This is a genomic window from Mycoavidus sp. SF9855, from assembly GCF_024582735.1.
In the GTDB taxonomy this organism is placed as follows: domain Bacteria; phylum Pseudomonadota; class Gammaproteobacteria; order Burkholderiales; family Burkholderiaceae; genus Mycoavidus.
The window spans coordinates 1,086,423-1,102,602 of the sequence record NZ_CP102085.1 but is presented as its reverse complement, the minus strand read 5'-3'; the positions used below and the strand labels follow the sequence as shown (position 1 = coordinate 1,102,602).

1 protein-coding gene is annotated in these 16,180 nt (G+C 55.5%); it reads right to left on the bottom strand.

Going from position 1 to position 16,180, the window contains the following annotated elements; genetic code table 11:
- Positions 1-30: 30 nt before the first annotated feature.
- On the bottom strand, positions 31-15,663 hold the full coding sequence (locus NQD60_RS04320) for an SDR family NAD(P)-dependent oxidoreductase (protein WP_257101210.1): 15,633 nt from the start codon (positions 15,661-15,663) through the stop codon (positions 31-33).
- Between the last annotated feature and the right edge of the window lie 517 nt (positions 15,664-16,180).

Sequence of the window (16,180 nt, the reverse complement as noted above, 5' to 3'; positions counted from 1 at the left end):
TAGGCTTAAACAGTGGTTAAGAATATGTGATCAAAAAAAAGGATAGCCTGGCAGCCAGATGCGTCGTGGAGCTTGCCCTTTATGCAATAAACCCCAGGCGATGTTGGCCCCTTTCACCCAGCTAGCTGCAATCTGTATGAGGTCTTTTTCCGCCAAACCGTGCTGTAGCATTTGTGTTTCGGCTGGCGCTCCTGGTCGCGCCCTGCCCCCTTTGGTTGAGTAATTTATCGTACTCGCAAAAATCGTTCTGCCTTGTGCAACTGACGACTTCACTTTCTTTTGTTGCAACGCAAAGGTTAACGCACTGAGTAAACTAGCTCGATCTTGGACCACTGCAGCCCAGCGCAACGGCATGGCCACGCGACCTAATTGCAACGTATACGCCATATCCTGTAGCGAAAATTGCGCTTGGCTCTGGGTAAATTGCCCTAGCTGCTCGATCATCGCTTTTAAATGCTCGGCCGTCTTGGCTGATAAAACAATCAGTTGCTCGCTGGCGATGCACTCAATCTGCTGCGCTTCTCGAAGGTCTGAATTTTCCTCAAAAACGTATTCTTCGATAATCGCACCGGCATAAAAATTGCCATAGCCTATCGAATTAATCATTGCTCTGCGAGGCACTTCTTGCTCAGTTCCATTAATGTGAAGACGAGGACGGTGCCATGCTTGCGCCTCTTGCTGTAGATAGAAAGGAGAATGCTCCAACTCTAAATCAGAACGCCAAGGGCTAACCTGAAGCGTTGGTGCCAATTGCCTATGCCGCATTTGTAACAGCACTTTAATCAGTTGCGAAATACCCGAGGCTGCCGTAGCATGGCCAATGCTGGGCTTCAATGACCCTAGCGCACAGAACTGCTGCTCCTGAGTAAATTCACGAAAAGCGCGTTCTGTTGCAAATACTTCAAGCGCATCCCCGATCTCGTATCCTGGCGCAGATGCTTCGATATAGCTGATGGTTCGCGGATCAAGCCCCGATTTGATGATGTTTTCCTTAATTGAATTCGAGATAACGTCTGGCATGGGTATGTTTGGCAGCGCGATATTATTGACGTTATTGGCGACCGTTGATTTGATCACGCCCAAAATACTGTCTTTATCCTGAATTGCTTTAGATAAGCATTTCAGCAACACGACCCCAGCGCCATCGCTAAATAACGGCCCATCACAGTTAGCCGCAAAACTTCGGCTTTGGGGATGACTACCTAGAATATTAAGCTGACAAGAATACTGATACAACTCTGGATGCATCAAACTAATACCACCCGCAATCGCCGCTTCACATTCGCCGTGTATCAAACTGGCGCAGGCCATGTGAATCGCTACCATAGAAGAAGCGCTGTAAGCATCGATGACAAGGCTTGGCCCCTGGAGCTTAAACAAGTGTGACACCATGTCTGATAGCTCATTTGTAGTATGAGTTGCCACCATGCTTTGAGGTTTATTGGCTTCGATTAAAGACATTGGACGCGACATCATACCGACATAAACACCCACTCGAGATTGACACACTTGGTTTAATTCAGCACTGGTGTAGCCGGCTGCTTCAAGTAGGGTCCATACCATCTGCACAAACAGCTTTTGCTCAGCCGTCCAGTCAGTCCAAGTAGCTTGTGCTTCAAATGCCGTGGTGAAGAAATCAGTATTCAATACCGTGTTGAGCCCTCGAATAAACCCGCCCCACTTATTGTAGCTAAGGCCTTTGGCCAGAGCAGTTTGCTTGTCCTCAATATAGAATCCATCCAGCGACCAGCGATCTGCCGGAATTTCAGTAATACAATCCCGTCCGGTGACTAAATTGTCCCAATATTCTTGTAGCGTGTTTGCTTGCGGGAAACATCCACTCATCCCGACCACTGCGATGGACTCAACCTCAGTTGTATTGCTTGTTGGCGTTTCGACTCTCTGTGATGAGGGTGGGGGAACCACGTCATTATTGGCATAGCTTGCTGCCGTCACCCCAAACGCCTGCGCGTGCAGTGCCGGATGTTGCCGTGTAAAATAATCGGCTAGCTTTGCAATCGTCGAGTATTTGAAAAACATTGCCGGACTGAGCGACAGACCGTATTTTTGGTTCAATGTACGACTGAATTCGGTCAGTATCACCGAGTCAAAGCCGAATTCGCTAAACGCTACATCGCGCTCGAGTTCTTCGCGCGCGATCTTTAGTTGTGCTGAGATCAGCCCGGTCAGTATATGCTCTAGCTGCATCTGAGGCCGGCCAACTGCGCCGGTGTTCAACTCAGCGCACCTTGCTTGGTCCAGATCGCTGGTGGGGATTGTAGTCAAGTGCTGCTCGCTCAGATCCGGCCGCTGGATCGGTCGATGCAACTGATGCTCTGGCCCACCTTGTGCTAATTTCTGTGGCACCCAGTAGTGCTCTTTGGCGAAGGGATAGGTTGGAAGACTCATCCGCCGCGGTTTGGTTTGCTCATATAACGGGCCCCACTCCACTTCTAGCCCTTGCACCCACAATTGCGCTAGCTTATTAAGCTTGCCCTTGGCAACCCATGCTTCAATCGTCCTTTGCATATCCTCGTCGGCTCGGAAAGCCGCAAGCATCTCCTTGCTGCGGGTGAGCTCACCTTGGTAGGCGCCTTCGCCAAACGCCTCGCCTCGCACATAACTTAACAACTGCGCTTTCAGTGCATCGACAGTGTGGACCACCCACGCTGCTCTCACCCCCAGCGCCTCCCGTCCCACTTGGAGCGTATACGCCAGGTCGACCAGATTCACCTCAACCTGACGCTCCAGATAGGTCAACAACTGCTGCACCTGGTCCCGCAGCTGTGCCTCGTTTCTGGCCGACAGGAGTACCACCACGGGGCCACTGAATACCGTGGGCGCTCTCTGTGGCCTTATATATTCCTCAACGATGGCATGCGCATTGACCCCACCAAAGCCAAACGAACTGACCCCTGCTCGGCGTGGTAACAACCGCCCTTGCCGGTCGCTTAATGCCTCCCAGGCACGCGTATGCTGTACTACATAGAACGGACTGCCAGCCAAAGCAAGCAGCGGATTCAATTCTTCGCAATGCAAGCTTTTAACCAAGGTCCGGTGCTGCAGTTGCAGCAGTACCTTGATCAGCCCCACCACTCCTGCAGCCAGTTCTAGGTGTCCAATATTGCTCTTCACGGTTCCCAAGCCACAGCTCTGTGTTGGCAGTTCTGAGGCCAGCTCGGCAAATGCGCTCTTGAGGCCCTGCACTTCGATCGGGTCCCCTAATTGGGTGCCCGTGCCGTGCGCCTCAATATAGCCTATTGTCTCTGGCTCCACCCCCGCTTGTTGCAGCGCGGCCTTGATCAAATCGGTTTGCGCTCGCGGGTTCGGCGCCGTTAGCGAATTCGCCCGCCCACCATGGTTAATTGCACTACCTTTAAGCAAACCGTAAATATGGTCCCCATCTCGCTCCGCCGTCGACAACGGTTTGAGGAACACCATGCCCACGCCCTCTGCGCGTACATAGCCATCGGCCTGCGCGGAGAAAGCCTTGCAGCGGCCATCCTTACTCAGCATGCCCGCTAGGGTCAAACTCTCATGCCCCTCCAGCGACAGCAAGGTGTTGACCCCGCCCACCACCGCCTGCACACACTGCCCACTCCGTAACAACTCCAGCGCCCGGTGCACCGCGACCAGTGAACTCGAGCATGCCGTCTCGATCGGTTCACTCGGCCCATGCCAATTTAACCAATAGCTCATCCGGTTCGGTCCCATCGATCCCACCAGTCCTACCGCGCTGTACGCTGCCACAGTCTCGCCCGCCTGTGCCAACAAATTCCCATAACCGCTACCGGCGGTGGTCCCCACCAGCAGTGCCGTGGCACTGCCCGACAGGCTCCGCACCGAGTAGCCAGCATCCTCGATCACCTTGTATACATACAACATCAGCAGCCGCTGTTGCGGATCCATCGCTTGCGCTTCGCGTGGCGATATGCCAAAGAATAGTGGATCAAATTCGTCTATACTCTCGATCACCCCTGCATGGCAAATCGACGGCGTTAAGCCGCGCTCCCAGCGGCTGCTCGGCAACACCTCGATACTATCCCGCTCCGCCAGCAGATTGGCCCACAAGGTATCGATATCCTCAGCCTGCGGAAAACATCCACTCATGCCGATCACGGCGATCGGCTCGCCCTTAATCGTTTTACTCTCACTCACATCGCCCCTTAGCGTTGCCAGTGCAACGCTCTTCCGCCGGCTCCGGGGGGCGGGCGTGAACAGCGAAGAAACAGGGCCGCTCTCTGGACAGATTGGCGCCGTCACCGTTGCCGCAAACGCGGGCGCGAGCATTGCTTGGTATTCCCGCGCCAGATAGCCCGCCAGCGCTGCAATCGTCGAATACTCGAAGAATATTGTTGGACTCAAAGCCAAACTGTACTTCTGGTTCAAGGCGTTGCCCAACTCCGTCAGGGTGATCGAATCAAAACCAAATTCGCTGAGCGGCGCATCTCGCTCCAGTTCCTCTTGCGCAATTTTCAAGTGCGCCGAGATTAACTCCGTTAACCCATGCTCTATCTGTGACTGCAACTCGTCCACTGCGACAATACTTAACTCAGGGCCCAAAACCCCATCTGCTAGCAATACCGGGTTTTGCGGTACCCAGTACCGCTCCTTGGCAAACGGATACGTCGGTAAACTCATCCGCTGCGGCTTCGTTTGTGCGTATAACTGCCCCCAATCAACCTCCAGTCCTTGCACCCACAGCTGCGCTAGCTTGCCTACTTTACCTTTAGCTACCCACGCTTCGATCGCCTTTTGCAAATCCTCGTCGGCTCGGAATGCCGCCAAGATGCCCTGCTCGCGTTTTACCTCACCGTAGATCGTATCCTCTTGCAGCGCCTCGCCGCGCACATAGCCTGCTAGCTGCTCCTGCAGCGCACTGATGGAGCTCGTCACCAACGCCAATCTCACCCGTAACGCCTCACGTCCCACTTGGAGCGTATACGCCAGATCGACCAGATTCACCTCAGCCTGACGCTCCAGATAGGTCAGCAACTGCTGCGCCTGGTCCCGCAGCTGTGCCTCGTTTCTGGCCGACAGTATTACCACCACGGGGCCACTGAATACCGTGGGCGCTCTCGGTGGCCCTACATACTCCTCAACAATGACATGTGCATTAACCCCACCAAAGCCAAATGAGCTCACCCCAGCTCGGCGTGGCAACTCCTGCCCTTGTCGATCTCGTAAAGCTTCCCACGCACGCGTTTGCTGCACCACATAGAACGGGCTGTCGCTCAAAGCAAGCAGCGGATTCAGTTCTTCGCAATGCAGGCTTTTGACTAAGGTTCGATGCTGCAACTGCAGCAGCACCTTGATCAGCCCAGCCACACCTGCGGCCAGTTCCAGGTGCCCAAGGTTGCTCTTCACCGAGCCCAAACCACAATACGCTAACGGCAATTCAGCGGCCAGCTCGGCAAATGCGCTCTTGAGGCCCTGCGCTTCAATCGGGTCCCCTAATTCGGTGCCCGTGCCATGCGCCTCGATATAACCAACTGTCTCCGGCCCCACCCCCGCTTGTCGCAGCGCCGCCTTAATCAGATCAGCTTGCGCTCGCGGGTTCGGCGCTGTCAGCGAATTGGCCCGTCCACCATGGTTAGTCGCACTGCCTTTAATCAGGCCGTAAATATGGTCGCCATCTCGCTCCGCCGCTGATAGCGGTTTGAGAAACACCATGCCCACACCCTCTCCACGCACATAGCCATCAGCCTGTGCCGAGAAGGTCTTGCAGCGGCCATCCTGGCTTAACATGCCCGCCTGGGTAAAACTCTCGTGAATCTCCAGCGACAGCAGCGTGTTGACCCCACCCACCACCGCCTGAGTGCACTGCCCGCTGCGTAGCAACTCCAGCGCTCGGTGCACCGCCACCAGCGAACTCGAGCACGCCGTATCAATCGGTTCACTTGGCCCATGCCAATTTAACCAATAGCTCATCCGGTTCGGTCCCATCGACCCTGCCAGTCCCACCGCACTGTACCCGGCTACCGTCTCGCCCGCCTGCGCCAACAAATTTCCATAACCGCTGCCAGCGGAAGTCCCCACCAGCAGTGCCGTAGCACTGCCCGATAGGCTGCGCACCGAATAACCTGCATCCTCAATCACCCGATACACATACAACATTAGTAACCGCTGCTGCGGATCCATGGCTTGCGCTTCGCGCGGCGAAATACCAAAAAATAGCGGATCAAATTCGTCCATGCTGTCGATCACGCCTGCATGGCAAATCGCCGGCGTCAAACCACCTGCCCAGCGACTGGCCGGCAACGCTCCGATACTGTCTTGCTCCGCCAGCAGGTTAGCCCACAAGGCATCGATATTCTCAGCTTGCGGGAAACAGCCACTCATGCCAATCACGGCGATTGACTCAGCCTGGATCGTATCTCGCTCACTCACATCGCCCCTCTGCACTGCCAGTGCAACGCGTCCCCGCCGGTTCCGAAGGACGGGCGTGAACAGCGAAGAAACAGTGCCGCTCTCTGGACAGATTGGGGCTGTCGCCATTGCCGCAAACGCCGGCGCGAGCAAGGCGTGGTGTTCCCGCGCCAGATAGCCCGCCAGCGCTGCAATCGTCGAATACTCGAAGAAGATCGTTGAACTCAAAGTCAAACTGTACTTCTGATTCAAAGCGTTGCCGAGTTCCGTCAGAGTAATCGAATCAAAACCAAATTCACTGAGCGGCGTATCTCGCTCCAGTTCCTCTCGCGCAATTTTGAGTTGCGCCGAGATTAATCCCGTTAACTTATGCTCTATCTGTGACTGCAACTCGCCAACTGCTACTGCGTCATCAGCGTCCACCCCTCTGGTCGTCGCCGGCAGCATCAGCGTGTCATACGTCGTCCGGATGCGTTGCAGCACGTGAGCCACTGCGCCATACTCCACGACCACGTGGGTGGCGGACTGCCCTAATGCCTGACACAATGCCATTATGCCCACAGCACTCGGCATCGCCTCCAGCCCGGTGTCTCGTCGCAGCCGCTCTTGGCCGGCCGCATCTATCTGCATCCCCCCTTCGGCCCACAACGGCCAACTCACCGAGACGGTATGGCCTTGGCGTTGACCCTGCGCCACTAGGCCCGACCGGTACTGCGCATAGCTGTCCAAAAAGCCATTCGCCGCCGCATAATCCGTCTGCCCCACATTACCCAATACACTGGCCACCGACGAGCACAGTACCAGCCAATCCAGCGCCACTGCTTGCGTCGCCTCATCCAAGGCCACCAGGCCCGCTACCTTCGGAGCTAATACCTGCTGCAGCGTCTCGCCGCTCTTTTGCGCCAGCAAGCCATCGTGCAACACCCCAGCGCTATGGATTACGCCGTTCAACTGCTCGTACTGCGCCGTAATTTCTGCCACTAAGGCGGCCACTGCCACGGCGTCGCTCATGTCCACTGCCCGGTACGCGACGCGCGCGCCCATCCCCTCTAACTCCCTTAGCACGCGCTCTTGCGCCGGCTGCAACGCGCGGCGCCCGGTCAACACTAGCACCGGATGGCGTATCTGCTGCGCCATCGTCCGGGCGAACACTTGCCCCAGCCCGCCCAACCCTCCTGTGATCAGGTAAACACCCTCGTCACGCCACGGTAGCGTCGTGTCTTCGCAGGCCATTGGCGCGAAGCCCAAGACTTCTCGTTTCCCTTCGATATAGCGCACCATCGGCGCGGGCGATGCCGCCTCAGCTTTCAGTTGCTGCACCAATACCGGCATCGACACCTCAGCCGCCACCGCCATCACCTGGCACACCAACCGCGGGTATTCTTGCTGCGCACTACGCAAGAAGCCACCTAGCCCCTGCAGCACCGCGCTTTCGCCTTCATTAGGGATCACCAGTTGGAGCAACAGCCGGTCACCAGGATGGGCGGCAACTTCTTTCTGTATCCATGCCAGCAATTGCATTGCATACGCCGTATAGCGCTGTGCCAGCGGGCCACTCCCGCTCAACTGCAGACACTGTGCTGCAGGCAACGCAACGGCAAGCTCCGCTAGTCTCTGTGGATTATCCTGGCCCACCTCACACACTAAGATCCCGTGCCTCTCATAGACCGGCGCGACCTCTAGTTGTACAGGGGCTTGCGCCGCCCACTGCGGCGCTAACAGGACCGTCTGAGGCGCTGCGACCACTTGCTCAATGGCCTCATGCACAGAAATTGCGCCATCCAGAGGCCGTGTACTGAAACCACTTAAGCGTAGCGCTACCCGCCTATTGGCATCAACGATGTCAATATCGAGCTTGCGCACAGCCGCACTGTCGCCTACTCCTGGCCGTACCACTGCCCACGCCGGCATCGGCAGTTCACCCCATTGCCTCACCTGGGCTACCGCGAAGGGTAGCGCCAAGGGTGCATTGGTCTTATTTTGCGCCAGGCCCACGCTTGCCTGCAGCGCCCCATCCAACACATTTGGCGCCCAGACATAACCGGCTGGCGCATCTGCGGTCAAGCGCAAGGCGCCTACCACAACCTGATCGCCTAGCCACAATTCTTTTAGAACCTGGAAGCTCGGACCAAACTCTAACCCCTGTTGCGCAAACTGTGCATAACACGCCTCCCCCGCCACGGTCTGCTCACAGTGTGCCCGCACTACCTCTAGATCTACCTGCGGTGCTTCACCTACCGCCACCCATTGAGCCCAACCCCGGCTATACACGACCGCTTCATCCCTACTGTCGCTGTAGATTTCAAAGCCAATCCGGCCGTCTTCCTGACTCTCCAAACCGATATGAACTTCCCGTGGCTGGGCTACCACCAATGGGCGCAGCCACATCACCTCCTGCAGCATCACGGTCTGCCCTACCTCGCCATGACTCGCCAACGCCACCGCCGCGCGCGCCCACTCCAATTGGGCAGCTCCAGGCACAATACGCTGACCTTGCACCACGTGGTCGTGCAGAAAAAATTCCTTGCCGGTCAGCGTCGTACTAAAACGCTGTTGGCTCAAATCTGACGTATTTCGGTGCAGCAACGGATGCAATTGGCGTTCTAACCCATTTGGCACCACCCGTGTCGGCGTCCAGTACCGCTTCTTCGCAAATGGATAGGTCGGAAGGCTCATCCGCCGCGGCTTGGTTTGACCGTATAACTGTCCCCACTCCACGGTCAGTCCGTGCACCCACAACTGCGCTAGCTTGCTCAATTTCTTGGCGCGCAGCCATGCCTGTAACAACGCATCGGCGTCCCCATCATCCTCAAATAGCGCTGTGTGCTCGCTGCTCTTTTTCGCTTGCCCCGTGAACACTCCAGGCGTCGCCTGACCACGGGTAAATTTGTCGAGCGCATCCAGCATCTGCGCGCGCGATTCCACCACCAACGCCAGCCGATGAACCATCGCCTCGCGCCCTGTCTGTAGAGTGTAAGCTAGAGCCGTAAGATCAAGCTCCGTTTCCCCCTCGGCCCATGCTTTCATTTTTGTGGCGTACGCTTGTAGCCGTTCCGCTGTCTTTGCCGACAACACAAGCAAGACCTGCTGAGGATTGCCCACCCGACCCACGGGCGCCGATGATAGGTACTCTTCCAGCACCAGATGGGCATTGGTGCCGCTAAAGCCAAATGAACTCACCGCTGCGCGCCGCAGTTGATCGCCCGCCACTGTCCATGGCTTCAAATCAGTGTTGATGTAAAAAGGACTGCCAGCCACTGTAATACGCTCGTTGAGCGTAGAGAAATTGATCGTCGGCGGCAGCACGCGATGGCGCAACGCCAACAATACTTTGATCACGCCCGAAACACCGGCAGCGGTTAGCAAATGGCCAATATTGCTTTTGACCGATCCCAAGGCGCAGTAGTCCTGCTTCGCGGTATATGAACGGAACGATTCCGTTAAAGCTTCTACCTCGATCGGGTCCCCTAATGCCGTACCCGTGCCATGAGCTTCGACCAGAGAGATCGTCTCTGGATTGATCCCAAAGCGTTCGTAGACCTGCTTTTGCAAGGTTATCTGCGAACTCACGCTTGGCGCTGTAATACCATTCGTGCGGCCGTCCTGATTCACCCCCCAACCCCGCAACACACCGTGGATCAGGTCTTGATCGCGCACTGCATCCGTTAAACGCTTAAGCAGCAGCACACCGACCCCTTCTCCTGGCACAAAACCATCCGCTCGCGCATCGAAAGTGAAACAGCGTCCGACTTTCGATAGCATACCTGCGCTGCTGGTCATGATGTGCATATCCGGCCTCGCCGACACATATACACCGCCGGCAAGAACTAAGTCGCTTTGTCTGAGCATTAAGCTGTCGCATGCCTCAGCGATGGCCACCAACGACGATGAACAAGCGGCGTCAAGCGCCAGGCAAGGACCCTTCAAATTCAGAAAATAGGCGATTCGGGCCGACAAAATCGACGACGCATTCCCGAGTAACCCTTGGGCCGTCAGCTCACTGCCGTCACCAACCTGGCCATAATCGCTAGCACAGCACCCCACATATACACCACAGCGGCTATCTGACAAAGTGTGTGGGTTGATACCTGCAGCCTCGATACAACTCCAACTATGCTCCAGAAACAGCCGCTGCTGAGGATCCATCGATTGAGCTTCAGCAGGTGAGATATTGAAAAACAAGGGATCAAAGCAATCTGCCTCCTCTAACTCTCCCATCCACTTACTATATGTTCGGCCCCGTGTAGCCGGACGCGGATCGTAGTACTGTTCAATCGACCACCGCTGCGCAGGAACTTCCGACACGCAATCCCTACCCTGCACAAGGTTATCCCAAAACTCTTCTAGGTTTTTTGATTTTGGAAAGGCCCCAGACATCCCTATGATGGCAACGCCTTCCTGCTGCGGTATCGGCTGAATCTCTGACGCCACAGGCACCCGCGTCGATCGATCTGTTGCATCCTCAGCTATTGGGTGATGTGCCACTGCTGCACTCTGTGCGCTTAGGACCATCGGCGACAGATGCTCGGCCAAACGCCGGATAGTGGGATAGTCATATAGGCGTGTCACCGGTAACGACAAACCAAAAGATTGGTTGATTAACTGCGCCCATTCCACACCCGTGATCGAATCCAAGCCAAGCTCGACAAACGGATACTCTGCATCAATCTCCGCGTACTCCAAGTACAATACTTTGGCGAGAGTCTTGGTCAGTTCTTCTTGCAGGATCTTTAGCGACGCGGGGCGATTGTTGCTTGTTTCCTCCGCTGGCGAATCAGTTGTGTCTCTACCTGTTTTGTGATTCATCGTTGGCACGTATTGATTGCTCTCTACCGGTGCAGACACATCGTTGCACAGGTCAGTCCCAAGCGTGCACAATGAAATGCCACTAGGCTTACCTGTAACGCCCTCTGTAGGGTGCGGGATGCCCGGCTTATTAGCCGCCGCGCACGTCCTCTCCAATTGAGCTCGCCCCGGCACGACCTGCTCGCCCCCCACTACCGGATCCGGTACGGCCTTCAGCACCCAGTATCGTTCTTTGGCAAAAGGATACGTTGGCAGGCTGATGCGCTTTGGTTTAACTGCACCGTATACGTGTCCCCACGCTACCTTTAGCCCTTGTGTCCACAACTGCGCCAACTTATCAAGTTCGCCTTTGGCAAGCCACTTTTGCTGATCTTCATCGGCTTGAAACATCGCCAGCGTTTCCTGAGCGTGCTTGAGCTCGCCCTGGTATATATTTTCTTGAGACGCCTTGCCTTGCGCATAGCCCAACAACCGTTCTTTTAGCTCATTGATGGATCTCACCACAAGCGCTAACCGAACGTCCAACGCCTCACGCCCCACTTGTAGCGTATACGCTAGGTCGGTTAGATTTGTCTCAGTATGGTGTTCCAAGTACGATAGCAACTGCTGCACCTGATCCCGCAGCCGCTCTTCATTTTTGGCTGATAGCACAACGATTACCGGCCCGCTCAACATCGTTGACGCCTTCTGTGGCGAACTATATTCCTCAACGATGACATGCGCATTGGTGCCGCTAAAGCCGAATGAACTCACTCCCGCCCGCTTTAACCCTGCCGGCCATCTCTGAGTTTGCGCGACGACCTGCATCGGCAAGCGCTGCCAAGGAATATACGGGTTCGGTGTCTCAAAATGCAACTGTGCTGGAATCACTCCCTGCTGCATCGACAGGACTGTTTTGATCAACCCGGCAATACCCGCCGCTGCTTCTAGATGGCCCATCACGCTCTTAAGCGAGCCAATCAAAAGCGGCTGATCGGCTGACCGCCCGGCCCCAAGTACTTGGGCCGCGGCCATGACCTCGATCGGATCACCTAGTTTGGTGCCGGTCCCATGTGCCTCCAAGTAGCCGATCTCGTGCGGCGCTAACCCCGCTTGAGCTAGCGCTGCTTCAATCACCGCCTGTTGCGCCAACTGGTTCGGCGCAGTTAAGCCACTGCTGCTGCCATCTTGATTGATAGCACTGCCCCGAATCACCGCCATGATCGGGTCCTCATCGGCCTGCGCATCAGATAAACGCTTCAAAACCACCGCCGCACAGCCTTCCCCTCGCACATACCCATCTGCCGACGCATCGAATGTCCGACACCGCCCATGAGGTGAGAGCATACCTGCCTGTTCGTAGGCTAGAAACCGTTTGTCATCGAGCAATAGATTCACCCCAGCCGCCAAGGCCAGAGTGCACTCCCCGCCTAACAGACTACGGCATGCTGTGTGCACAGCTACCAGCGATGAACTGCAGGCAGTATCGATACTGAGTGCCGGACCCTGCCAATCGAAGAAATATGACAGCCGACCCGCCGCCACCGAACACGCATTACCGGTAGCAAAGTAAGCGTTGATGTCCGCCTTGCTGCCATTGCGCGTAATCACATCTTCGTAGTCACTGCCCATCATGCCTACGAAGACTCCACTACGCGTCCCACGCAGCGTCGCTGGCGCAATCGCGGCAGATTCCACTGCTTCCCATGCGACCTCTAATAACAAACGTTGCTGTGGATCCAATAATTTCGCCTCCCGCGGCGAAATGCGAAAGAAACCCGCATCGAAGCACTCTACCTCGGCCAGGAAACCTGCCTGCCAACGACATGGCTCTGCTTGGCTCCCCCACAGCACCTGCCGGTGGGCGGGTAACGCCCCCACCCCATCACGCGCTGCCAGCAATTCTTGCCAGAACTGTGCTGGAGTGTTCACTCTATCCGGCAGGCGGCAAGCTACACCAATGATCGCGACAGCTTGGTCCTGGCGGGTGGATTCCTGCCATAGGTCATCACTTGCTGAAGCGTATGCCCCACGTGCTGGGACTGTGCTTGCCTGCGGTGCTGGCGTCACGGTTGTCTGCGTTACCAACTGAACCGCGGCCTGGGCCATAAAGTACCCAATGATCGCCTCAGACGTTCCATAGCTAAAGAAAAACGTCGAGGGTAACGACTCTCCCAGGCGAGTACTCAGCCGCCGTCTTAATTCAAGCAACTCCAGTGAACTGAGCCCCATCTCCATCAGCGGCGCCTGGGGATCATAGGCTGGCGCCCGTTGACTGCCCAATACTTCTATCACAGCGCTGCGCACGATCGGCTCAACCTGATTGACAGCTCGCGTAGTATCAGTCGATACCGCTTGTGGATCTGCGGTTTCGACGGCCGTCTTCTGCTCAGAGCGCAAGCGATATTCAATTAACACCCCAGCCCCTTCGTTATCTGTGTCTCCCGGCCTAAACCCCGGTAGCACTTCGCGTATCACGGCACCATGCGAAGTATGAAAATGCAGCATCGGATCCACCCATTGGCCCTGTTCGTCACGTAACTCAATATACCGATCGAGGCTGTACTCCGCCTGATACTGACTATAATGAGCGCAGCGCGTAACGCCCACGATAGCCTCTACACCGTCAAGCAGCGAGCCATAGACCAGCATCAAGTCAAGCAGCGCATCACTGAACCCTCGTCCATGCATCTCGGGCGCAACAAATAATCCTAACAACTGCACATAGCGGCCTTCTGCTTGGCATAAACACCCGACTTCGGCATAGCAGATGCTGCGCAGTGCTGCGACAGAATCAATGCGCTGCGTATACAACACAGCCGCAATCTGTCCGGCAAACTCCAATACCATTTGCTGCTGTGGAACATCACACACGCGCCGCTTTATTTCCGCGGTGGAGATACGCATGGCGCTTGGCTCGCACATCCGGTTAAGGTGCTTGAGGCGAGATAGATCGGCTCGGACTGGATGACGAATCGTATAAGGCTGGGGGATCAACCGATGCAAAGAGAGGCGGGTAAAGTTCAGCCGCTCGGGAAAAGTGCGCGACAGGCCCGGCTCAGGAAAGAGGCCAACTTCAGCTGCGGCCATTAAAAAAACCGAAGCTTCGACCAGTTGCTGACCAGAAAACGCTTTAAAAGCATCAAAATGAGCGCTTTCTGTCATATTCCCCAGGCACTTAACGGTATTCGGCCGCAGACAATGCGCCTCTAGTGAGAGCAGTCCAAAGCGGGAGATGGCCATACGCCAACGGCGCAGATGCTCCACTAACCCTTGTACTGCGTGGGCAGGTTTAATTTCGCTGCCATCGCGCGCTATGTATACGCCAGTGTAATTCAAACCCTCTCGCCGCCGAGCCGCTCTCTTGTCTTCAATCGACAGGAACGGGCGCTCATGGTCTAAAAACGCCCGCACATGCAAAATGTTTTCTGGATCTTCGATGCCTGCAGCGGCTAAATCAGTGATCAATTGCTGCGGGTCTGCGATCCTTCCCCGCACCAGTAAGTGTGGTAAGCCAGCTAACGTTTTTTCTGTGGCGTCGAGCGATAACGCGTTGTCTTCTACGCCGATCAGCGTGAGTGGATACTCCGCCAGTGCCCGCCCTCGTGCTGAACGCGTTTTGATAAGCTGGTAGATTCTGAGCAGTAAACTCCCGTCACCACATCCCATATCCGCGATGTAACGGGGTTGTGTGGCTAAAGGGGCCTGATCAAAGATGCGTAGAATGAGCGTGTCAAGCTCGGCAAAGTGGCGTTGATGTTGCACGCCACTGGCAATGGCATGTACCGTACGGTCGACATGCCATTCATGTCCCTGTTCATCCGTACCAAAGATTGCCCGTGCTTCGCCGAACAATAAATCATCAAGATGACGAAGCATCGGTGTGTAGGACACCACCGTACCCAAAGCACCACTATTCGCCAGCAACGCCCGGCCACTCGGCGTTAACTGAAAACTCGCTGCCTCAACCTGCCCCCAGCCACGCTGAATGAACAAGGTTCGCACGGCTTGCAACGCGGCCGTCGATATATTGCTTGGCTGCGTCTGTTCCAGTACATCGCCGCCCAAGGTGTCTATTTGTACCAACAATGGCGCCAACAAGGCGCCATCCAGCACGCTCGCCACTGCCGGATCGACCCCGCCCCACTCCGCGCCACAACGATCCAACCAACGTAGCAAACGTTCGGATGGATCAGACTGTTCAGTCGCGAGCGCTTGCGCCAGCGGTAATTGCAGCAACTCCAGCAAATCGCTCGGTAACTGCCGAGCCAAGCCAGCCCCCGCAACCGCCCCATATCGGTCCGGTTCAATCCACTCCACCCAACCCAATTCATACAAGAGCCGCAGAGCCGCATGCAGATGACCGGCATTGCCTCGGTAACGTGATGCGATCTTCTTGAGCGTCATCGATCGGACTGACATCGCCTCTAAAATTCCGCGCCGAGCGAAGCTGTCAATCACATGTGAAACAACCCATCCATTAGCCAACCCATTGATGATGTCTAGCATAATGACAATCCCTAAAACGTTATATTTTGTTATATGATGGCTCACCATAAAGGTGGCAAATCTAAGCTAATCTTGAGACTTGAAGGCGACTCATATCATAAGCACATTTTATCCGGCATACATCTTTCTTTATTTCATTGGCCCCAGCCCTCTTGCTACTTTGCAAGCACTCCATGAACCTTGTAATTACCCACAAGTTTGAGCGAGCTCAAAGCCGATCTGGATATCGATGAGTCCTCGCATTCTCCTCTAGATAACGATGTTGCCAGGCGGAGGGTCGTTGGCACAAGCCATATAACCAAGGTGTCCGCTCAGGATTGCTTGCTCGCTCACCTTGGGATTGCTGAAAAACTGATAGACCGCTTTCGTGCTGCACCAGCCTTAATAGCATCCTGCAACGTCAATCACCATGGATGGAAAATTTGACTTGATTTTTATTACAGGTGCTTAGGTTATTTTAGGGGTTTTTCTATTTGGAAGGCCGTGACTCGCTGTAATAGCCACTGTGCAACCACAC